We start from the raw sequence: 22,811 nt of genomic DNA on the forward strand, positions 1-22,811 counted from the left end.
AGTTTTGTCTGCGCAGTTCAATTATTCGACACCGCTACCATACTCAAAGCTACTGCAATTGAACACTATTAAATGCTGCTTTTGCCGCGTTTGGACAATTTACTGCTGCGATATTGCTAAAGCCGCTCTTGTTGCCTAGTCTCTAAGTTATTTATTACATATAGTATTTTCATTTAAACAGATCTTCTATAACGTAGAGTTTCAATGCTAACTACTATTAAGCCGAACCAAACAAGGTTGTTTCATGCAGCAAAAAAGTTTATCGCGTAAGCTGCTGACCAAAGTCTTGTCAGTGTATTTTATCCTGACCTTTGTGGTGACTTTAGGCCAGATTGTTGCCGAGTATTTCAATACCAAAGATCACATCAATGGTGAACTGGCGACCTTGCAGCAAACTTTTTCCGGCAGTCTGACCCGCGCCATCTGGGAATTAAACACTCAACAAGCTTTAATTATCGCTGATGGTTTACTGGCCATTCCTGCAATTGAAGGCATTATAGTGCGGGACGACAGTGGCGCTGTGATCACCCAACTGGGGCGTTATATTGATATCAGCCAACGCTATAGCAATCAGTTGGTGCAGGAGGGCGTCCGGCTTACTGAGCAAAACTCTGGTCTGTTCGGTTATACCTTCCCACTTATCTTTGAATTCTCAGGTCGAGCTACCCAGGTTGGTGATGTTACTTTATTCTCCAGCCGCGCCGTGGTGCTGGACCGCATTAAAATTGGTATTTATTTTCTGGTCGGTAATGCCGTTCTGAAAACCACCTTTTTAATTATTCTGTTTTTGCTGGCGTTTCGCAGTCAACTGACCTTGCCCTTAAGTGAACTGACCCAACAAATTGAAGATCTGGAACTGGATCATCTGGAAGGCACCAAAGTGGAAGTGCGCCATGATGAAGCCAATGAACTCAGCGTGATGGCCGATGCGTTTAACCGTTTGATTGCGCGGGTGCAGGACTATAAAGTTCAATTAGAAAGTACACAAAAGCAATTGTTGCACTCCAATGAAAAACTCGATCAGCATAACTTGTTATTGGAGCAGGAGGTGGCGCGTAAAACCTCAGGTTTAAGTCAGGCCATGATGGATTTACAGCAGCAAAAACAAGAGCTGGAAGTTAAACAGCAAGCCTTGCGCGAAGAAATAGAACGCCGCCGCCACAGTGAGGAGGCGCTGCGCAGTAAACAGAGCGAGCTGGAAAAAACCGTAGATGATTTAAAGCAGGCACAAGACCGTTTAGTACAGTCCGAAAAAATGGCGGCTTTAGGTGGTTTTGTCGCAGGTATCACTCATGAAGTGAATACGCCTGTAGGGATAGGCGTTACGGCCACCAGTTTTTTGGCAGAAAAGCTAAACGCCTTAGACGCGGCTTATAAAGATAAAACTTTGTCGCCTAAAGTGCTGGAGCATTTTATAGAGGAAGCCAAACAAAGCACCTCCTTGCTGCAATCCAACCTGACCCGGGCCTCAGAGCTGATTGCCAGCTTTAAACAAATTGCGGTGGACCAGACCAGCGATGCAATTCGCACTATTAATCTGGCCGAATACCTGCACGAAGTGATCCGCTCTTTGCAGCCAAACTTTAAAAAGACCCGTCATCATATTGATGTCAATTGTCCGGAAAGCCTGATGCTCAGTTGTCCGGCCGGTGCTATCTCACAGATCTTTACCAATCTTTTAATGAACTCGTTGATCCATGGTTTTGAAGAACTGGAAGAAGGTTATATCCGTATCACTGTGCTGGATGAGGGCCAGATGGTTGATATTACTTATTCTGATAATGGCCGGGGTCTGACTCAGGAGCAACTGGAAAAACTGTTCCATCCATTTTTTACCACTAAACGAGATCAGGGCGGCAGTGGTTTGGGTACTCATATCACCTATAACCTGGTGCGCCAGACGCTGGGGGGATCGATTCAAGTTAGCAGCGAACCAGGGCATGGTTTGAGCTACCATATTCGTTTCCCAAAAAACTTAAAACGTAATTCCTGAACCAGAATCACCAAAGCGCAGCGGCCTGTGCTTTGGTTGTTTTCACTGAAAAACTCAAAACCTGCCGGTTGAACTCTGTATACTAAGCTGCAATTCTTAGTGTCAGAGTAGTTAACTATGTGGTTTAAAAATTTACGTTTATATCAGGTCACCGAAAAGCTAAATACTGATCAGGACCAATTAGAGCAGGCCTTAGCTGCATTTAAATTCACGCCTTGTACCTCGCAGGAAGCCGTTAAAATGGGCTTTACCAGCCCTTTGCACCCCAGTCTGAAGCACTACTGTCACCAGACCAATGACGTGATGTTATTTGCGGTCAAACGTCAGGAAAAAGTGTTGCCAGGTTCTGTAGTCAATGAAGAACTGGCGCCAAAAATTGATGCGATGGAACAGGAAAAAGGCCGGCCTTTAAGCCGCAAAGAAAAACAGGCGTTAAAAGAGGAATTGATCCAGAGCCTGTTGCCACGCGCCTTTAGTAAGTCCAGTGTCACCACAGCGTTGTACGACAAACAACAAGGCTGGCTACTGGTGGATACCAGCAGTGCCAGCAGAGCGGAAGAATTACTGGCATTACTGCGCAAAGCTTTTGGTTCTTTACCTGCGATGCCGCTGTTGGATAACCACCAGTTGAATCAGCAACTGCACTTCTGGTTGCAAGGCAAAGAATTACCGGAAGGTTTTCAATTAGGCGCCGAAGCTGAACTCAAAGCGCCGGATGAAGAAGGTGCCAAGGTACGTTTTATCAATCACCTGTTAAGTGCCGATGAAGTGCAGAGTCATTTACAGGATAAACTGGTGACCAAGCTGGCCTTAGAGCAGGACGAAAAAGTGACCTTTTTGATCTGTGATGACGGCAGTATTAAACGCCTGAAATTCCATGACCTGCTATCAGGTGCCAACGAAGAAATGGGCTGGGATGATGTGATTAGCAGGTTGGACGCCGACTTGTTGTTGATGACAGACGCTTTACGTCATGCCTTGTTGCCACTAAAAGCCAATATCATCAGCCAGTAAAAGCTGAGGCTGAGAACGAAAAGGCCCGCTACTGTGCGGGCCTTTTCGATCGCTTACACAGTACTAGCTCAACAGCGCTTTAATTTCCTGAGAAATCAAACGCACTTCTGCTATCTCCATAAAGTTAGCATCAGGTACTATCTTGCGCTCTATATAAGGTTGCAGTGCCTGCAGCAGTGCAGGGCCCTCTAACGGACTTTGCACCAAAGCCCCCAGCCGGATAAAGTCGATGTAACTGACCTGCTCAGTCTGGTAGGACGAATTGTTCCAGTTCAGCACAATCTGCACATAGGTATCGGCAAAATCCCAGGCCCGCATTATGCTCGAACCTATCTGCCCGGATAAAGTGCTGATGGCGTTTTCTAAAAACTGAGGATCACCAAAAACGCTCTGATAGCGCTCAGCCTCAGTCAAAATAGGCAAGGCACCAATCAAATGCATCAAACCGGCTAAAGTCATTACATCTAAATTCAGATTACAGTGCTTATTTTCAGCGATGTATAACTTTAAGCAGGCCAGTGCTATGCTGGTGACATTCACACTATCCCGCCACACCAAAGCCATTCTTTCTTTGATCTGCTCATGTTGTGACACAAAAAGTTGCTCCATCGCCATCGCAGTAGCAATATTTTTGACCTGGCTTAAGCCAATACGGGTAATGGCCTGATTCAGCGAGTTGACCTTAATAGACCTCCCCATAAAGGCACTGTTGGCGACTTTAATCATTCGAGCGGCTAAGGCAGGGTCCTGCGCTATTACATCCGTCATCATCAGCAAATTGCTGTCTGGATCGTCTGCTGTTCTCCGAACCCGAATCGCCATTTCAGGCAAAGTTGGCAACACCAGCATATCTGTGCGGATCTTCTCAACCAAAATGGTTAACAGGGCATTTTCAGCCGACATAAAAAGGTTCCTCAGCGGGACAAAAGTTTAAACAGGCCGGACAGGACACGGGCCAGGGTAAAGTCTGCACAGATCACATATTCTACCTCTGCGAACCGGAGTCGTCATGAGGGTATAGCTAAAGATGCCATTTTTTGCTTTAACTGCTGCAAGGCTTGCGTGCTATAGGCTTGGGCGGGAAACTTACCCCAAACCGGTGCGGGCCAGGCACAGTCTGTGTCATAACGAACTATATGATGCAGGTGTAACTGCGGTACCATATTACCAAGCGCAGCGATGTTTAGTTTTTTAGCCTGAAATTGTGCTTTCAGAAAAACAGATAAATGGCCACTTTCACGCCAGAGTTGGTTCTGTTCCGCTTCCGTCAAATCAATAATCTCTGTTACACCGGCACGACGAGGGATCAAAATAAACCAGGGGTAATTGGTATCGTTTTGAACTCGCAACTGACACAGTGGCCAGTCTGCAAGCCAGATGCTGTCGCGTTCAAATTCTAAGGCCAGTTCAAATACCTGCGGCTGCATCAATGCTCTCCCGTTCTGTGATTTGCTCTGTGCGGACCAGCAAAGCAAAATCATTTATTAATTCTGTGATCAGCGCTACATTGCTCTGGCGCGCGGCCTGTTCCAAATCGGACATCAAGTCAGTCAACTGCGGATAGCCCATACTACCAGCACTGCCCTTTACACTATGGGCTTCATACTGTATCCGACTCCAATTTTCCGCTGTGAGCCAAAGCTGGAAGTCGCGCAATACAGCGGGCAACGCCTGTTTATAATCCAGTTTAAGCTGCAAAATAACAGGGTCTGAAGCCAACTGGTTTTCTAACTGCTCATCAAGGCCAACACCAGTTTGACAGAACTTCTGTATCACAGCTAAAAAGGCTTTTTGCACTATAGGCTTGGATAAAACAGCCTGACAACCGGCTTTTAGATACCGGCTTTGATCCTCGCTCATGACATTGGCTGTCAAAGCGACAATTGGAGTCTCTATACCTGCATGACGGATCAGGGCTGTTGCCTCTTCTCCCCCCATTTCCGGCATCTGCATATCCATTAACACTAAATCAAAATGCTCCAATAATACCCGCTCGACCGCTTTATGACCGTTTTCAACAAGGACCGACTGGATCCCCAGTTTTTGCAGCAAGACCTCGATCAGTAACTGGTTATCAGGGTTATCTTCTGCCACCAGTAACTTCAGTTTTTGATAATTCGTCGAAGCTTCAACCGGCACAGCCTGCTGTTCAGGCCGCTGATAATAGTCAATCAGGCTAATATGCTGATGTTCACAGGACATGACTATCTCAAAACAGCTACCTATGCCCTTCACACTGTCTACCTGAATATCGCCTTGCATCTGTTCCATCAGTTTTTTTGAGATACAAAGGCCAAGACCAGAACCACCAAAATTACGGGTGACCGCTGCATCGGCCTGAACAAAAGGCTGGAATAGTTTACTCAGTTCCGCTGAGGTAATACCTATGCCAGTATCCTTAATTTTGATCCTCAGCACTTCTTCCGGAGTTTGGTAAGAGACATGGATCACCACCTTACCTTTCTGAGTAAACTTCACTGCATTGGAAGTCAGATTCAGCAACACCTGGCGAAACCGCAAAGTATCGGTATAAATAAACTGTGGTAACGGATAGTTCAGCTCCAACACGCAATGCAATCCTTTCTGCTCTGCCTGTTGTTTAGTCAGTTGATACACGTCATCCAGCATAGCCAGTAAACTGACCTGCTCAGTCAAGAGTTCCAGCTTATCGGCTTCAATTTTCGATAAATCAAGAATGTCATTGATCAAAGCCAGCAGATGATCGCCGCTACGCAGTACGCGACTTAAGTAATCAAGTTGTCTGTGCGGATCGTTTTCATGGATCGCCTGCTCACTAAAACCAATAATAGCGGTTAGTGGAGTTCGGATTTCATGGCTCATATTGGCCAAAAACACGCTTTTAAGCCGGTTTGCCTGTTCAGCCACTTCCCTGGCTACAATCAGTTGCTGATTCGCATCTTCGAGCTGTCGATTCGCCTCTGCTAAATCCTGAGTCCGGGCCGCCACTTTGTCTTCCAGTTGTAACTGATAAGCCCTTTCTCTCTCTCTGTATACACGTAGCTGGCGCACCATCACATTAAAAGCAGCAAACATATCGCCTAATTCATCCTGCTTTCTGACGGTCAAAACTGTGGATAAATCCCCCCGCCCAACCGCTGTTTTCGCACCAGTCAGCTCTCGTATCGGTGTTAACACAAAACGAGCCAACACCCAGTAAACCCATACGGGCAAACCAATACAAACCAGCAGACAAATCAAGGCGATAAACATCGGCTTATACGCCATACTCCGGGTCAGAAGGGCTGGTTGTATTCCCATAATGAGTTGATAAGGCCCAGCTAAAGAAACCCCTGTGACTAACATAGACTGACCAAGCAGCAAGGTAGGCACAAACTGCTGCTGATCGACGCTGGCTTGAATTTCAGTGAAACTCACCGGAGAAAAAGCGCTGCCCATTAACAACGCATTCTCAGAAAAAGTGATGGTTGCGGCCTGGCTCACAACCAAAGGTGCCCGAAACTCACCGCCCAGCCGTCGGATAGCATGCTGAAATAACTCTGGCTCGATCACAAAAACGATGTAGCCCCACAACCGTTTTATGTCACCTGACGACTGTCCTGATACATAAACTTTTTGTGCCACGTATAAATTTAACTGGTTTGAGCCTTGTTCACTGGACAGGAAAAAACCATTGTCATCTATCATGGATTGCAGCGCAGAAAAGTACTGATTTCGGAACCTGCTGAGTTCTTTTGTTTTTTCTTGCTGAGGCAGAGTCAGCAGATAATCGCCGTTCAAACGAATAAATTTGATGGAGGAGAGCTCAGGATGCTGTCTGCGATAGCGTTCAAACTGCTGGAGCAAAGTCTGTTCCGGTTGCTGTTCTTTCCTAATAAAATCTTCAACCAGAGCTTGAGAAGACAGCAGCAGTAAACTGTTCTGGTAAGACGACAACGCCAGCCGAATGTCCTGCTGAACTTGAACCAACTCACTTTTAATTTGTTGAAACAGTTGTTGTTCGTAATAGCGGGCGCTGAAGTGATAAGACAAATAACCCAGACACAACAAAGGTAAGACCAGGATAGGTAGCATGTAGACTACTAAAGTTTCACGTAACCTCATGAAGATCCTGATTTATACCCTAAGAGCGCCCTGTCCGTTGCCAAAGCATAACCAGAGCGCTCCCGAACTACAAGACTAAGCTTGAAATAGCGTCCGGATCCAACGTTCTTCGGTAATAAAGTTCCAGCTCCAGCTTTTCCACTGAGCGGATAAGCCCTGAGCCACTATTTGATCTTCCGTTTTTCCCTGAGCTTTCATCGCATTCACCTCTGCCAGCGTCTGCTCCATCATAGTTAAAAAACGCTGTAAGCCGGCTTTGTCCATTAAATCACCATGACCCGGGATTAACTTGGTGTTGTCGTCGATTTGACTGAGCAGTAGTTTGACATTACTGATGTAGCCAGATACTGAGCCACCACTTTTCAGATCGATAAAAGGGAAACGGTCGGCGAAAAACAAATCGCCCATGTGCAGCACATTCGCGTCTTTAAACCAAACCACTAAATCACCGTCCGTGTGGCTGACAGGCATGGTCACCAACTGTGCTTTTACGCCATTCAGTGTGAGCGCTTTTTCACCAACAAAAGTTTCAGTAGGTAAACCAGCGCGGGGAAATTTGCTGTCCGCCTTTAATCGGGCCAATACATTGGTATGAGCGATAATCTGAGCACCTGCAGCCAGCGCCGCATTACCGTTGACATGATCACCATGAAAGTGAGTGTTGACCAATGTTTTGATTTGCACTCCCGACTGTTTACTCTCAAGCTCAGATTTGATCTGAGACGCCATATGCTCGTACTGTGAATCTATCACCAACGCACCTTCAGGACCAACGACAGCGGCAATATTACCGCCAGCGCCTTTGATCATATACAAATGCTTTGCCAGCTCCAGGCTTGTAACCTGTACTTTATCCTGCGCATTGGCAACACCACATAACATCAGTGCAAGTAACGCTATAACTTGTTTCATATCCATCCTTATGCAAAGAAAAATTTAGCAGTAAAGACTGCAGTTAATATCCACACACTTAAGGTTGTTTCAGACAAACGACCTGTAAGGAGACAGAGCACCGCATAGGTAATAAAGCCCATTCCTATGCCATCAGCGATAGAGAAGGTCAGCGGCATCATCACCAGAACTACGACTACAGGCACGGATTCGATCAGATCGTCCCATTTCACATGCTGCAAGCTACTGAGCATTAAGGTGGCCACATAAAGCAAAGCACCTGCAGTAGCATAGGCAGGCACCATAGCGGCCAGTGGCGATAACCAAAGTGCAGCTAAAAAAGCCAGCCCCGTCACCACAGCAGTTAAACCAGTACGACCACCTGCAGTAACCCCTGCGGTACTTTCCACATAACTGGTGGTCGTCGAGGTTCCGACCATAGCACCGGCAATAGTGGCTGAACTATCGGCCAGCAAAGCGCCCTTTAAACGGGGAATTTCACCATTGGCTTTTAATAGACCAGCCCTTTGACTCACTGCCACTAAAGTACCACTGGTATCAAACAAATCCAGGAACAATAGACTAAGGATCACAGGCAGCATGGCCCATTGCAGTGCAGAGACAAAATCCAACTGTAAAAAAGTTGGAGCCAGCGAAGGTGGCAGAGCCACAACCCCAGCAAAGGATGTATCACCACGCCACCAGGCGATGGCTGTAATCACTAAAATACTGATAAAGACTGCCGCATGTTGTTTACGGTGCACCAGAGCAAAAATCAGAAAAAAACCACAGATAGCGAACAAAACCTTAGGGTCATGTAAATTTCCTAATGTCACCAGCGTGGCAGGACTGGCAACTATAATACTGGCCGTTTTTAATGCGATTAGCGCCAGAAACATGCCAATACCCGCAGCTATTCCCATCTTCAGTGCAAAAGGAATACTCTGAATAATCCACTCGCGGATCCTGAAAATACTTAACAGCAAAAACAACACACCAGAGCAAAATACTGCGGCTAAAGCCGTCTGCCAACTATGACCTTGCTCCAGCACTATCACATAAGTAAAAAATGCATTCAGCCCCATGCCCGGAGCCAAAGCCACAGGCAGGTTCGCTAACATGCCCATCGCGATAGAACCAAAAGCTGCAGCCAGACAAGTGGCAACAAACACAGCGCCGTGGTCCATACCCGTTTGAGCCAGCATGCTGGGGTTGACAAAGAGGATATAACTCATCGCCATAAAGGTCGTTAAACCAGCGATCAGTTCTTTTTTGATGCTGGTATGACGCGCCGTCAGCTCAAAATAACGATCAATAAAATTCATCGGACCCGATCCCGTTTTCTGATGCAGCAATGCAAAAACCCGAAGCATAGCCCCGGGTTTTTCAATAGCCAAGAGAATTCTGGTTTCACTACAAAGTAGTGGGGGCTGCAGCAAGCAGCGAAGTCAACCAAGCTGCAGCTTCAAATACGCAGTATTTACAGGCAATAGTAAGCAGCCAGAGCTGCCACTGGTGCAGCCGATGGCTTACTATGTTGCCAGTCGCCACCATCGACACCACTGCCTGCAATGTCAATATGGCAATACGGGATTGGCTGTGCCGTATTTAATGCATGCTGATCTAAGCCTGCAGCCGCCACTAAAAACGCCATAGGGAATTGGTGGCCGCGGGGGGTGACAGACGAAGGTGCGTTATTACAGCTTAATAAATCATCGGCCGAACTGCGGCCTTTGATAAAGCTGAAATCCTCACGACGACTGCGGGAAATCTCGCTTGGATCGGCCCATAAATCACCCACCAGAGCTAAATCAGCAGACAAACCTACACGGCGTGCAGCAGCGTTTTCCACCAGTGCACTGTATGGGCCTACGGCACGGGCCGCATGACCTGTTAAAGTAGCAATAGAGAACAGCTTAGGATTGACTGCGGTTTTGGCATCTTCACGTAAATGCGACAACAAGTCCGCCAGAACTAGCCGCCCCTCAGCATCGGTATTCCCAATACGTACTCTGACTCCGGCATGACTGGTGATAATCTCATCTGGTACAAAGGCATCAGAACCAATGCTGTTACGCACAGCACCAATTTCAGCAATGATACGTATCCCTTTGGTTTTCAGTAAAGCCACAGTTTTGATAAAACCAGCCACGGCAGCAGCGCCACCTTTGTCACGGCTCATACCAGCCATGGCACCACCGGTTTTTAAGTCTGCGCCACCTGTGTCATAAACCAGGCCTTTACCAGCAAATAACAGAGTCTGCTCTATTTCTCCCTCCCCGTGATATTCCAGGCGGATCACGGCAGGCTTATGACGGTCTACCTGCAAAGAACTACGCGCAACCGCCATTAGCAGTGGATAGTCTTTTTGCAAGGTATCGACGTTGGTTTCAACTGATACCTGCACCGCTGTGCCGGCAAATGCCTCGACACAATAATCAGCAAAACGCCGCGGAGCCATTCGCTCAGGCTCAGTGCCACATAAATCACGGGCAAGGCGTTTACCAGCCTCAACCGCTTGCATATAACCCGCCTGATGCTCGGAAACACCTATGACGCCGATGTGCGTAACGGGTTCGAGCATAGTTTCACCACAGGCCTCCCGCCCCTCCAGTGGCTGCCATAACGCCTGACAAGCACCTAAATACGCTACCTCAGCGGCGTATTGATAGGCATCGGAATCCGGAGCTATGACATACAGAGCCGGAGCTTTAGCACCAGCAGCTTTGGCCTGGCTAATGCCCTGCTTGGCGGCATCATAAAAACTGCGCACATCATCGTAATCTCTATCCAAAGGACCTGTGGCAGCCAGAATCAACCGTTGCCCCGGTGCCTTAGCAGATAACAACAACACAGTCTCTTTGCCGATACGACTATCAATAGCTGATGCCGCATTAATTTCAGACTGTAATTCAGGCACAGCAGTAAAACTTGATGCAACAATAATCAGAGCATCCCATTGGGAGTCATTCAGGGCAGCCTGAACAGAAGATACAGCGATAGCAACTGGGTAAGACATGAACGTGGCCTCAGCAAAAAAATGAGCTGCATTATTGAATAAGCCAGACCATCAGGCAAGAGACTCAGGCCTATTCCTTGCGAAGTCCTGTAGCTAAAAACTGACAAGCCAGCGAAAGCTGGCTTGACGAAACAAAGATCAATAAAAACAACACCAATCAGATAATTTTATTCTGTTGCCATTCCTGCTCTTTTTTCATGCGCTGCTGGCGTTTTTCGCAGGGGGTATCACAATCACAGGCTTTTTCTATGCCCAAGGCTCCTAAACCACCACAGCTACCCGCTATAGTCTTCCGCTGTACCATGTAGCCTATGGCCATAGCAGCAACAACAACTATCAGGATGACAAAAGTAAAAATAAAAACTTCCATAGCCACCTCATCACACTTAGAAGCTTTGAACAAGCAGGCTAACTGCTTGCCCGACACAGGCGCTTATTGTAACAAGTTTCAGCCACTATCCCTACGTAAAAACGTTTTTCAGACAAATAAAAAATTGCCGGGAGCAATTTTTAACAATGCGAAGCATTGGCCCGAAGGGCGAAGCCGGAAATAGCATTGCCAACAGTTTGGCAATGCCCGGATGAGCGCCAGTGGCTCTGCCCACTGGCCGGAAAGCGCCAGGGATGGCTGCGAATAAAAAATTGTCAGGAGCAATTTTTAACAATGCGAAGCGTTGGCCCGAAGGGCGAAGCCGGAAATAGCATTGCCAACAGTTTGGCAATGCCCGGATGAGCGCCAGTGGCTCTGCCCACTGGCCGGAAAGCGCCAAGGATGGCTGCGAATAAAAATGGGGTCCACTGGACCCCATTTTTGATTTTGCCTTGGCTTAACCGCCGAAGTCATCCAACAAAATGTTGTCGTCTTCTACGCCTAAGTCTTTGAGCATGTTGATCACCGCTTTGTTCATCATCGGTGGACCACACATGTAGAACTCACAATCTTCCGGCGCTTTGTGGTTTTTCAGGTAGTTTTCATACAACACGTTGTGAATAAAACCTGTGTAACCCGTCCAGTTATCTTCCGGCTGCGGGTCAGATAAGGCCACATGCCAGGTAAAGTTTTCGTTTTCCGCCTGCAGCATATCGAAATCTTCCACATAGAACATTTCGCGCTTAGAACGGGCACCGTACCAGAAGCTCATTTTCCGCTTGGTTTTCAGACGACGTAACTGGTCGAAAATATGCGAACGCATTGGTGCCATACCTGCACCACCGCCGACAAATACCATCTCTGCGTCGGTGTCTTTCGCGAAGAACTCACCAAATGGACCAGAAATCGTTACTTTATCGCCAGCTTTTAAGCTCCAGATGTACGAAGACATTTTACCGCAAGGTAAGCTCAGGTTATTTGGCGGCGGAGACGCGATCCGCACGTTTAACATGATAATGCCTTCCTCTTCCGGATAGTTCGCCATAGAGTAAGCACGAATAGTTTCTTCGTCTACTTTAGACTCCAGTGTGAAGAACTTAAAGCGCTCCCAGTCACCGCGGTATTCTTCAGGAATATCGAAGTCAGCATATTTCACGTGGTGAGCCGGAGCTTCAATCTGAATATAACCACCAGCACGGAAAGGCACTGATTCACCGTCAGGAATGGCCAACTTTAATTCTTTAATGAAAGTCGCTTTGTTATCGTTGGAGATAACAGTACATTCCCATTTTTTGATACCAAAGATTTCTGGTTCAACTTCGATTTCCATGTCAGTTTTTACGCTGACCTGACAAGCTAAACGGCAACCATCACGGCGCTCGCCCTTCGTCAAATGCCCCATTTCAACCGGCAACACGTCGCCACCACCGGAGTGGACGTGAACACGGCACTGACCACAAGAACCACCGCCACCACAAGCTGATGACAGGAAGATGCCTTTGTCAGCTAAAGCGCCAAGTAATTTGCCGCCGGCTTTTGTCTGAATGGCTAATTTAGGGTCGCCATTAACGCCAATGGTGATGTCCCCCGTAGACACTAGCTTAGCTTTAGCAACTAGTATCATAATCACTAAAGCGACAACCAGCAGGGTGAACATCCCAACGCCAAGATAAATCTCTTGCATTGTTTTTTCCTTTTACAGCAATTTTTACAATGACACGCCAGAGAAAGACATAAAGCCTAACCCCATTAAACCAACCATGATAAAACGAGAACCTAAACCACGCAGGCCCGCTGGGATATCTGCATACTTAAGTTTTTCGCTCACAGCTGCCATTAATGTGATGGCCAGAGTCCAACCTATACCGCCGCCTAAACCGAATACCGCGCTTTCTGCTAAGTTATAATCACGTTCGACCATGAACGCTACACCACCAAAAATGGCGCAGTTCACTGTGATTAATGGCAGAAAAATGCCTAACGCGTTATATAACGAAGGTACGTACTTATCCAGGAACATTTCCAGAACCTGTACCAGACCTGCAATTACGCCGATGTAAGCGATGAAACCAAGGAAGCTTAAATCTGTGTCTGGAAAACCAGCCCAGTCTAAAGCACCTGGTGCCAAAAATTGCTTAAACACAATATTGTTCAGTGGTACCGACAACCCCAGTACGACGGTTACGGCGATACCTAAACTAAAGGCGGTTTTTACCTGCTTAGAGATGGCGATAAAAGTACACATCCCCAGGAAAAACGATAACGCCAGGTTGTCAATAAATACCGCACGCACAAATAAACTTAAATAATGTTCCATCTTCTGTCTCCTTACTTCTCAACCTGTTCCGGGCGGAATGTCCGCAGAACCCAGATGAACAAGCCGATGATAAAGAAAGCGCTTGGAGGCATCAGTAACAGACCCATAGGCTGATACCAACCACCGGCACTGATCAGAGGCAGAATTTCTACACCAAATACAGTACCAGAACCAAACAGTTCACGAATAAAGGCTACGATCAACAGTAACACTGTGTAACCTAAACCGTTACCTATGCCGTCTAAAAAGCTCATTAATGGTGGGCTTTTCATTGCATAAGCTTCAGCACGCCCCATCACGATACAGTTGGTAATAATCAGACCAACAAATACTGACAGTTCTTTAGCTACGTTGTAAGCAAAGGCCTTTAAGACCTGATCCACCACTATAACCAGTGAGGCAATAATGGTCATTTGCACAATGATACGAACACTGGATGGAATATGATTACGGATCATCGAGATGAACATGCTCGAAAATGCCGTCACCAAAGTCAGGGCTATACCCATAACTAAAGCTTTATCCAACTTAGTCGTTACAGCCAGCGCAGAACAAATACCTAAAACTTGCAATGCGATAGGGTTATTAGCAAAAACAGGTCCGAAGACGAGTGTTTTAATTTCTTTTGCACTAGCCATTGTTTAATGCTCCATCACGAACCTTAGTCAGGAAAGGCGCAAAGCCTTTGGCGCCAGCCCAAAACTCAAAGGTGTATTGTACGCCGTTGCTGGTTAAGGTGGCACCTGATAAACCATCGACATCATGAGCTGAAGTTGCGACGGCATTGCCTGGTTTCAGAATTTTGATCGCTGGATTACCGGCTTCATCAAATAACTTTTTACCAACAAACTGAGCAACCCACTTCGGATTCTGGATCTCACCACCCAAGCCCGGAGTTTCGGCATGCTCATAATAGTTCAGACCTTTGATGGTGTTACCATCTTTGTCCAAAGCCAAAAACGCATGCATAGTTGACCATAAGCCATAACCATGGATAGGCAGGACAATAGCGGACAACTTACCCGACTCGATGCCGTCATTGTATGCAAAATAAACCGGAGCTACGTTAGCACGCGATTTAATAGAGGCTTTATCCTCAGCACCATCCAGTTTGATACTGGTTTCTGGTGCTTTCATTGCTTTACGGTAATCGTATTTAGCCGGGTCCATGTCCACAAACTCACCTGTGTTCAAATCGACCAGACGTTCCTGAATATGCTTAGTAAACAGCTCTTTGACATTGTCACCTGACAACAATCCTGTGGCGACCAGAATGTTTTTCTGGGCGTCTAACAGTTTATTTTCAGTTTGTTTTGGCCGCAGCTGAACCGCTGAAGTCGCCACAAAAACAGCACATACCAAACATAAAGCAATAACCACAAAGAAGGTTTTGCCAATACTATCGTTATTACTAAACATTACGGGCAAGCCTCCGATTGATGTTCGCCTGAGCCACCATATAGTCAAACAACGGTGCAAATAAGTTAGCGAACAAAATAGCTAACATCATACCTTCTGGATAGGCAGGGTTAACCACACGGATCATCACCACCATAAAACCGATCAGGAAACCGTAAGCCCACTTACCAGTGTTAGTGAAAGACGCAGAAACCGGGTCAGTGGCCATAAAGAACATACCGATTGCAAAACCGCCTAACACAATATGCCAGTACCAAGGCATAGCAAACATCGCGTTGGTTTCAGAACCAATCATATTGAACATAGTGGCAAAAACAGCCGTGCCGGCCAACACGCCCAATACAATACGCCATGAGGCAATACGGAAATAAATTAACGCCAAGCCACCAATCATCAGTGCAAGGAAGGATGTTTCACCGACCGATCCTGGGATAAAACCGTAGAACGCATCCCACCACTGAGCATTGATTGACCAGTCAGATACTTCACCATTGGCAGCTTTCGATAACCAGGTCGCACCAGAGTAACCGTCAGCCACAGTCCATACTTTGTCACCTGAAATCTGAGCAGGGTAAGCAAAGAACAGGAAAGCACGACCGGCTAAGGCTGGGTTTAAGAAATTACGGCCTGTACCGCCAAAGACTTCTTTTGCTACAACCACACCGAAGGTAATACCTAAAGCGGCTTGCCACAGTGGAATAGAAGCAGGAAGAATTAAGGAGAACAGAATAGAGGTAACAAAGAAGCCTTCGTTGACTTCATGCTTACGCACTGAAGCAAATAACACTTCCCAGAAGCCACCCACCACAAACACAGTGGCATAAATAGGCAGGAACCAGCAGGCACCGTACCACATTTTGCTGCCCCAGCCAGATTCAGCAGTCAATTCACCACCGAGTAACTGGAACAAAGCCACCTGCCAGGTATCCGGTGTACCAAAACCAGCCTGCAGTGCGATCACCGCCTGATGACCGATATTGAACATACCGAAGAACAGTGCCGGGAATAACATTAACCAGACAAAAATCATAATACGTTTCAGATCAATACTGTCACGTACGTGAGTGCCCTTTTTGGTCACCAGACCAGGGGTGTACAGTACGGTCGCTATCGCTTCGTATAAAGCGTACCACTTTTCGTATTTGCCACCTTTTTCGAACTGCGGCTCAATACTTTCTAAAAAATGTTTTAAACCCATTTTTAGCCTTCCTTCTGGATAGTCGTCAGGCAATCACGCAATGCTACGCCATAGTCATATTTACCAGGGCAAACAAAGGTACATAATGCCAAATCTTCTTCATCCAGCTCTAAACAACCTAAAGAGACTGCACCATCTGAATCACCCACCAACAGATCACGTAAAAGTAACGTTGGCAGTATATCCAGTGGCATCACACGTTCGTAGTTGCCGATCGGAACCATAGCACGTGATGAACCGTTGGTAGTTGTGGTCATGTTAAACAGACGCTTAGGATTTAAATGCGATAAGTACGCACGGGTAACAGAGAACTTCTGAGCGCCAGGCATAGCCCATCCCATAAACTCTTTGTCATAGCCTTCAGCCAGCACAGAAATCTGGTTGTGGAAGCGGCCCAGATATCCGTGCACGCCATTTGCTGCTGCACCTGCTAATACAGAACCAGAAATGATACGGTTCTGACCTTCTTGCAGCTCACCTGCAGTCATTTCAGCAACTGAAGCTCCCAGCACTGTTTTCACTAAACGTGGATTTTTCACTACAGGACCGGCTAAAGAGATCACGCGCTCTGCATTCAGTTGACCTGAAGTGAAGAGTGCACCAATCGCAATCACGTCCTGATAGTTAATATGCCAAACCACTTTTTTAATGCTGACAGGGTCGAGGAAATGGATATGAGTCCCTGGTAAACCCGCAGGATGTGGACCGTCAAATTCTTCAACCTGCACTGCAGGAACTGATGGAATTGACGCACCCGCTTTTTTACACAGATAGACTTTATCTGACAAACGGGACAACACTGTTAAACCATTGCTGAAGTCAGTGCTGCGCTGCGCTATGACTACAGTCGGATCAGCAGCCAGTGGATTAGTATCTATGGCTGTGACGAAAATAGCTCTTGGTGTGCTGTCAACGGCTGGCGAAGTGCTGAATGGTCTGGTGCGTAACGCAGTCCACAAACCCGAAGCTGTTAAGTTCTTCTTCACTTGTTCAACAGTTAACGAAGCAAGTTCTGCAGCGGAGAATGAATCAAAAGTGACAGCTTCGTCACCATCAGCTTCAATCACAACAGACTGCAACACGCGCTTAGCACCGCGGTTGATTTCTTTCACTGTACCGGCAACAGACGCCGTGAAAAATACGCCAGGATTCTTTTTGTCTTCAAAAAGAGCCTGACCCTTTTTCACACGATCCCCAACCTCTACCAGCATTGTAGGACGCATACCGACGTACTCTTCGCCAAGTACAGCAACGTGTTTGATGGACGGACCATCATGTATGTCTTGTTTGGGACTGCCCGCAAGGGGAATGTCCAATCCTTTTTTGATTTTTATCATACGTACTTGCACTTTTTAACGGGAAGAAACAGGGCCTGGTTTATCGGCTGCTCGCCGCGCGTAGCATCCGGGACCTCAACAGCCTAACCTCTGTTGCAGGTGGCGGATACACGTACCAAAGTCGCGGATTCTAGCACTAAACATAAGTGCTATCTATGTTAATCAACAAAATTATCCGGCATTTCAGCCGACTTGAGCTCAGTGTAGACAAGTTTTTTAACTTTGCCTTTGGCCTCAGCTTCGGAGCAACCAAATTTTGACAACTCAGCACAAAACCAGAGATAAACCAAGAAAAAAGCCGCATCACGCGGCTTTGCAAAATTATTGCACTAAATTATTCAGTGGCAACAATGCGTCTACATCGGCGTCATAATCGACATGGCTGTAACCAAAACCGAATAACCGCAAAAACTCGTTGTGATACCCTTTATAGTCGGTCAGCTCGTCGATGTTTTCTGTAGTCACCTGCCCCCACAACTCTTTGACTGCAGACTGGATATGGTCTGACAATTCTTTACCATCCATACGCAGGCGCCCCGCCTCGTCTAAGCTGCGACTATTGTTATACAGTGCCTGCTGGAATAACCCATAAATCTGTTCAATACAGCCTTCATGGGTACCTTCTTCCTTCATCACGCGGTACAACAAGGAAATGTACAGCGGCATAATAGGAATAGCTGAACTGGCTTGTGTCACTAAGGCTTTTAATGAGGCGACATAAGCATGACCTTTTACTAAGTCCAGTTTCTGCGTAATAGCCGCAGCAGCGCGATCTAAATCCTCTTTGGCTTTACCTATGGTCGCCTTGCCATAGATTGGCCAGGTCAATTCTTTACCAATGTAGGTGTAAGCTACCGTCTGACAGCCCTCCGCCAGTACACCTGCCGCCTGTAACTGATCCAGCCAGCGCTCCCAGTCTTCACCACCCATCACTTTCACTGTATTGAAGATTTCTTCCTCAGATGCTGGCTCAACAGAAACATTTTCAATCTCACGTTTGCTGGTATTGAGTGTTTTAGCAGTGTAAGCCTGAGCTATAGGTTTTAATACCGAGCTGTAGACTTCACCTGTCACCGGATCTTTACGACGGGGTGCGGCCAGGCTGTAAACCACTAAATCAATTTTGCCCATCTCACGGCGGATAAGATCAATAGCCTGAGATTTCAACTCGTCGGTGAAAGCATCTCCGTTCAGATGTTTATTCCACAAGCCTGCGGCCGTGGCCGCTTGTTCAAAAGCCACAGTGTTGTACCAACCAGCAGAGGCTGTTTTGCCTTCTGTCGGCTCTTTTTCAAAAAAGATACCCAGGGTTTTGGCCCCTGAGCCAAAAGCGGCAGTAATACGGGAAGCCAGGCCATAGCCTGTTGAAGCGCCAATCACCAGTACATTTTTTGGACCAGCGGCCACAGGGCCTTTGGCTTTGACATAATCAATTTGCTCTTGCACATGAGCAGCACAGCCCGTCGGGTGCGCGTTGGTGCAGATAAAACCACGAATTTTAGGTTGGATAACCATAACAAAACCTATTGTTGGTTGAAAATTGTCAGCTAGTTTAAGCCGTTAGCTTAAAAAACAGGTCTGATCAGCAAAAATAGCAGCAGTAAGGGTGGAAAAACAAGAACTTAGTGTAGCGGCAAACCAGGCCGCAGCAATGGAAAAGCGCCTTGCGGCGCTTGGTGTCTGTACTTCGGCCCCGAATAGAGTTCAGGACTCTGGTAAGGCGGTTTTTTCTCTTTTACTGCCCCCAAAACATTTAGGTGAAGCAGGTGGTTTTTCGGCGTAATACTCATACCATTCTGCTGGAGTGTATGTATGCAAAGCGAGCGCATGAATTTTTTCAGCTAACTCCTCTGCCACCACGGCATTGACAGCTCGATGGCGATTTAACAATCTCATGCCCTCGAAGGCGTTTGTTACGATCACGACTTTAAAATGTGATTGTGAACCCGGTGCCACACTGTGCATATGGCTTTCATTGACCACGTCAAGGAACACAGGATCAAATGCGCTTAATAACTTCTGTTCTATTGCGGTATGAACCAACATAGCTGAACCCCTTTATTGCTCCCTCTTCTCTACTCTAGTTAAGGCATCGCCCCTTGTCAGCCTGCTTTTTTGTAAAAGTGAAGGAAAAGCCGCTAAGCGATTGCTGGCATAGAGAAAATATAATTAAGTTGTTTTTTGCTTGATTTCACGGAAAGTCAGGTTTATGCGCCCCGCTGTAGCTGCGGCTCTTTTCGGTACTCTGTGCTGCCAAAACGCCTGACATTGTCCTGCCATTAACAGCAAAGAACCATGTCCCAGTTCGAGTTTAAGCTGTATACCCAAGGTCTTGTGTTTTAAATCAAAACAACGCGGCTGACCTAAGCTCAAAGAAGCGATCTGCGGCTCATCCCCAAGCTCAGGCTCATCGTCACTATGCCAGCCCATATGCTGTTGCCCATCGGCGTACCAGTTCAGCAGCACAGCGTTAAAACGACTTTGGCAAAGTTTATTCACCTGGTCTGTAAGTTGTTTCACTAGCGGATGCCAGGCTTCAGGCTCAAACAACACGCCCGAATATTTGTAACTACAGTGCGGCTCTCCCATCCACACCTGTTGCCTCGGAATAGGTACTGCTTTTCCAAAGATCTTTATTGCAGGTTGCTGCCAGTGAAGTTGCTGCGCCAATTGCTGATAACAGCCATCGGCCTGGTGTTTTGACAACCAGTCTGGCCAAAACAACAGTTCTGCTTGGGGTAATGCAAAGTGTTGCAACGATCCATGGTTGTCGCTCTGGTGTGCTCGTGTCAAAATACCACCTTCTCTTCTTTTAGTTGAATGGCATGAATACTATTTTTACCGTCGCTGACAAGCAACTGCGGTTGGACAGATTACCACTGGGGCAAAACAACCGCAGTTTACAAGCCTGGGATGCAGCCGATGAGTTACTGCTGCAACAGGCTCTGCCGTTGCTCGCCGAACGCACTAACTTAAAGGTGGCAGTGATGCACGACTTGTTTGGCGCTTTGTCCTGTGCTTTGGGTGATTATCCGCACAGTCAGCACAACGATTCGGTAGTAAGCCAGCAAGCTACAGTGCACAACAGGCAACAAAACGGCTTATCAGCAGACGCCGTCAATTTTCTCAGCAGTGTTACGGCTTTACCTGCAGACTTGGATCTGGTGCTGCTCAAAGTGCCCAATAACCATGGTTACCTGCGTTTTATGTTGCAACAGTTGAGCCGGGTCGTACGGCCCGACACCGTGGTTATTGCCGCCGCCAAAGCCAAAGACATCCATAAAAATTTATTAGCTCTATTTGAGCAGGAATTAGGGCCAACCCGAGCGTCTCTCGCTGAGAAAAAATGCCGGACTATTCACTGTATACCCCGCGGTGGGGCCCGTGCTTTGACCTACCCTATCCGTTGGCAGTTGCCAGAGCTACAGTTGACTCTGTTGAATCACGCCAATGTGTTTGCCAAAGAGCAACTGGACATAGGCGCACGTTTTCTGCTGGAACACCTACCAACAGTGGAAGCAGGTGCGGTAGTCGCGGACTTGGGGTGTGGTAATGGTGTACTTGGACTGGCCTTACTAAAACAACAGCCAGCCGCGAAACTGCTTTTTACCGACGACTCCTATATGGCTGTCGCCTCAGCACAAGAGTCACTGAGGCTGAATATGCCTGAACTATTAGCTCAGGCTGAGTTCAGAGTCGATGACTGCCTGGCCAGTCAGGCAGATCAGACGCTGGATTATGTGATTTGTAATCCGCCTTTTCATCAGCAGCAGGCGGTGACAGAACATATTGCATGGCAGATGTTTAATGACGCCAAACGTTGCTTAAAGGCAGGTGGTAAGTTACGTATTGTCGCCAACCGGCATTTACCTTATTACGAAAAAATGACAGTACTGCTGGGTGGTTGCCGCCACATAGCCAGCAATAACAAATTTGTGATCCTCGAATCAACCAAAAGGAAATAACTATGACCGCTCTGATGCGTCCTTTTTTACGTCCGGCTCTGGTAGCTTTCAGTTTGGCTCTCGCCGCCTGTAGCAGCACTTCATCGTCTTTTCTGGTCACCCCTCAGGTGTTCTGGAACCAGAGCAAAACCCTGGCCGGTGCTGAGTTTGTGTTAACAGTAGTGGACCAGCGTCCTTCTGACCAAACCTTATTTCTGCGCAAAGGGACCTCTGTCACCAGTCTGCCCACTAGCAATAATCTGGCACAGCAACTGGAATCTACTTTGACAGATGCGTTTACGGCACAAGGTGCAAAACTAACCTCCAGCAGTGTCACCACCATGACAGTGCAAATCCTGAAATTATCTGCCGACGCCGATCAACGCACTGTAGAGCATCTGGTGAAAAATGATGTTGAACTGCGTATCGAAATCCAAAACCATAATGGCTCATTCGATAAAGTGTATGCAGGAAAAAGTAGCTTCTCCGGTCCGTTTAAACTGGATAACGCTGCCGCAGAAGTAAAATTAAGGGTATTAACCGAACAAGTGCTGGCTGAATTGCTGAATGACAGCAGCTGGCACCCGTACGTAAAGGGTTAAGTTATGCGTCTGATCACTTTAGCTCTGCTTACACTGTTTTCACTCTCTGCCGTGGCTGCTGTTGATATGAAAAAGCCAACAGGTAAGTACGTGCAGCAAAACAACTTGTTTCCTAAAGTGAAGCTGGTGACTTCAGTAGGTGACATCCTGGTCGAATTGGACAGAACCAAAGCGCCGTTGGCTGTGAACAACTTCCTGAGTTACGTCAATATCAAAGCCTATGACAACACGGTATTCCACCGGCTGGAACCGGAATTTGTGCTGCAAGGCGGCGGCTACAAAACGGATATGGCGGCGATAGAGGAGTTTCCGGCCGTGTTCAATGAGTCGGGCAATGGCGCCAAAAACCAGTTTGGCAGTATCGCCATGGCCAGGAATAATGATCCACACAGCGCCACGAGTCAGTTCTTCTTTAATCTGAACGATAACCCAAGTCTGGACCCGGGTAAAAACTGGGGCTACACAGTCTTCGGTCAAGTTCAGGATGGCTTTGAAGTGCTGGAGAAAATAAAGCTGCTGGAAACCCATACCGACGAAAAAACGGGTTGGCAAAATGTACCTAAGCAGCCCATCATCTTAAAACAGGTGATTTTACAGCCAGAACAATAAAGCCTGACTATACTT

The 22,811-nt window shown here is 47.1% G+C and carries 21 protein-coding genes; 5 read left to right on the plus strand and 16 right to left on the minus strand.

The features are described 5' to 3' along the window. Positions 1 to 244 precede the first annotated feature (244 nt). Together SD53_RS00920 and rdgC are read left to right on the plus strand one after the other, a co-directional pair. Positions 245 to 1,993, plus strand: a complete 1,749-nt coding sequence (locus SD53_RS00920) for a sensor histidine kinase (RefSeq protein WP_046518309.1) — start codon at positions 245 to 247, stop codon at positions 1,991 to 1,993. A 117-nt stretch (positions 1,994 to 2,110) separates the two neighbouring features. Continuing rightward, on the plus strand, positions 2,111 to 3,007 hold the full coding sequence (gene rdgC / locus SD53_RS00925; protein ID WP_046518310.1) for a recombination-associated protein RdgC: 897 nt from the start codon (positions 2,111 to 2,113) through the stop codon (positions 3,005 to 3,007). Between the two features lie 63 nt (positions 3,008 to 3,070). On the opposite strand, the gene SD53_RS00930 is transcribed toward rdgC, so the two are convergent. From SD53_RS00930 to SD53_RS01005, 16 genes are all read right to left on the minus strand, one after another. Beyond that, positions 3,071 to 3,910 (minus strand): HDOD domain-containing protein, encoded by an 840-nt coding sequence (locus tag SD53_RS00930; RefSeq protein ID WP_046518311.1) that lies wholly within the window; start codon positions 3,908 to 3,910, stop codon positions 3,071 to 3,073. A gap of 104 nt (positions 3,911 to 4,014) precedes the next feature. Next, positions 4,015 to 4,434 carry an HIT domain-containing protein gene (locus SD53_RS00935; protein ID WP_046518312.1) on the minus strand — a complete coding sequence of 140 codons (420 nt, stop codon included), beginning with the start codon at positions 4,432 to 4,434 and terminating at the stop codon, positions 4,015 to 4,017. Continuing rightward, entirely contained in the window at positions 4,415 to 7,090 is a 2,676-nt protein-coding gene (locus tag SD53_RS00940; protein WP_046518313.1) for an ATP-binding protein, read from the minus strand. Before SD53_RS00940 ends, SD53_RS00935 begins: the two co-directional genes overlap by 20 nt. A gap of 75 nt (positions 7,091 to 7,165) precedes the next feature. Further along, positions 7,166 to 8,002: an MBL fold metallo-hydrolase gene (locus tag SD53_RS00945; protein WP_173425676.1), complete on the minus strand. Its 837-nt coding sequence runs from the start codon at positions 8,000 to 8,002 to the stop codon at positions 7,166 to 7,168. Positions 8,003 to 8,010: 8 nt separating this feature from the next. Continuing rightward, positions 8,011 to 9,306, minus strand: a complete 1,296-nt coding sequence (locus SD53_RS00950; protein ID WP_046518315.1) for an NCS2 family permease — start codon at positions 9,304 to 9,306, stop codon at positions 8,011 to 8,013. Positions 9,307 to 9,461: 155 nt separating this feature from the next. Next, a complete protein-coding gene (locus SD53_RS00955; RefSeq protein ID WP_046518316.1) occupies positions 9,462 to 11,000 on the minus strand; it encodes a M17 family metallopeptidase in 1,539 nt (512 codons plus the stop codon). 157 nt (positions 11,001 to 11,157) lie between these two features. Continuing rightward, a complete protein-coding gene (gene nqrM, locus SD53_RS00960; protein ID WP_046518401.1) occupies positions 11,158 to 11,370 on the minus strand; it encodes a (Na+)-NQR maturation NqrM in 213 nt (70 codons plus the stop codon). 457 nt (positions 11,371 to 11,827) lie between these two features. Next, complete coding sequence (gene nqrF / locus SD53_RS00965; RefSeq protein ID WP_046518317.1) at positions 11,828 to 13,054, minus strand: NADH:ubiquinone reductase (Na(+)-transporting) subunit F; 1,227 nt, start codon at positions 13,052 to 13,054, stop codon at positions 11,828 to 11,830. Positions 13,055 to 13,078: 24 nt separating this feature from the next. Then, the gene (gene nqrE / locus SD53_RS00970; protein ID WP_046518318.1) at positions 13,079 to 13,687 is read right to left on the minus strand and encodes an NADH:ubiquinone reductase (Na(+)-transporting) subunit E; all 609 of its coding nucleotides are present in this window, start codon (positions 13,685 to 13,687) and stop codon (positions 13,079 to 13,081) included. Between the two features lie 11 nt (positions 13,688 to 13,698). Further along, positions 13,699 to 14,325 carry an NADH:ubiquinone reductase (Na(+)-transporting) subunit D gene (locus tag SD53_RS00975; RefSeq protein ID WP_046518319.1) on the minus strand — a complete coding sequence of 209 codons (627 nt, stop codon included), beginning with the start codon at positions 14,323 to 14,325 and terminating at the stop codon, positions 13,699 to 13,701. After that, complete coding sequence (locus SD53_RS00980) at positions 14,318 to 15,106, minus strand: Na(+)-translocating NADH-quinone reductase subunit C (RefSeq protein WP_046518320.1); 789 nt, start codon at positions 15,104 to 15,106, stop codon at positions 14,318 to 14,320. Before SD53_RS00980 ends, SD53_RS00975 begins: the two co-directional genes overlap by 8 nt. Further along, on the minus strand, positions 15,099 to 16,304 hold the full coding sequence (locus SD53_RS00985; RefSeq protein ID WP_046518321.1) for an NADH:ubiquinone reductase (Na(+)-transporting) subunit B: 1,206 nt from the start codon (positions 16,302 to 16,304) through the stop codon (positions 15,099 to 15,101). Before SD53_RS00985 ends, SD53_RS00980 begins: the two co-directional genes overlap by 8 nt. Positions 16,305 to 16,306: 2 nt before the next feature. Further along, a complete protein-coding gene (locus SD53_RS00990; RefSeq protein WP_046518322.1) occupies positions 16,307 to 17,641 on the minus strand; it encodes a Na(+)-translocating NADH-quinone reductase subunit A in 1,335 nt (444 codons plus the stop codon). 321 nt (positions 17,642 to 17,962) lie between these two features. Next, a complete protein-coding gene (gene fabV, locus SD53_RS00995; RefSeq protein WP_046518323.1) occupies positions 17,963 to 19,156 on the minus strand; it encodes an enoyl-ACP reductase FabV in 1,194 nt (397 codons plus the stop codon). Between the two features lie 189 nt (positions 19,157 to 19,345). After that, positions 19,346 to 19,687 (minus strand): BolA family protein, encoded by a 342-nt coding sequence (locus tag SD53_RS01000; RefSeq protein ID WP_046518324.1) that lies wholly within the window; start codon positions 19,685 to 19,687, stop codon positions 19,346 to 19,348. A 123-nt stretch (positions 19,688 to 19,810) separates the two neighbouring features. Continuing rightward, complete coding sequence (locus tag SD53_RS01005; protein WP_046518325.1) at positions 19,811 to 20,434, minus strand: alpha-ketoglutarate-dependent dioxygenase AlkB family protein; 624 nt, start codon at positions 20,432 to 20,434, stop codon at positions 19,811 to 19,813. A gap of 32 nt (positions 20,435 to 20,466) precedes the next feature. Between SD53_RS01005 and SD53_RS01010 the strand changes: the two genes are divergently transcribed. The 3 genes from SD53_RS01010 to SD53_RS01020 are packed head-to-tail and all read left to right on the plus strand — an operon-like array spanning position 20,467 to position 22,796. After that, positions 20,467 to 21,606: a methyltransferase gene (locus SD53_RS01010; RefSeq protein ID WP_046518326.1), complete on the plus strand. Its 1,140-nt coding sequence runs from the start codon at positions 20,467 to 20,469 to the stop codon at positions 21,604 to 21,606. A gap of 2 nt (positions 21,607 to 21,608) precedes the next feature. Further along, on the plus strand, positions 21,609 to 22,187 hold the full coding sequence (locus SD53_RS01015; protein ID WP_241481728.1) for a YajG family lipoprotein: 579 nt from the start codon (positions 21,609 to 21,611) through the stop codon (positions 22,185 to 22,187). Between the two features lie 3 nt (positions 22,188 to 22,190). Continuing rightward, the gene (locus tag SD53_RS01020; protein ID WP_046518327.1) at positions 22,191 to 22,796 is read left to right on the plus strand and encodes a peptidylprolyl isomerase; all 606 of its coding nucleotides are present in this window, start codon (positions 22,191 to 22,193) and stop codon (positions 22,794 to 22,796) included. The last annotated feature ends 15 nt before the right edge of the window (positions 22,797 to 22,811 follow it).

It is taken from the genome of Rheinheimera mesophila (assembly GCF_000986865.1).
Taxonomy (GTDB): domain Bacteria; phylum Pseudomonadota; class Gammaproteobacteria; order Enterobacterales; family Alteromonadaceae; genus Pararheinheimera; species Pararheinheimera mesophila.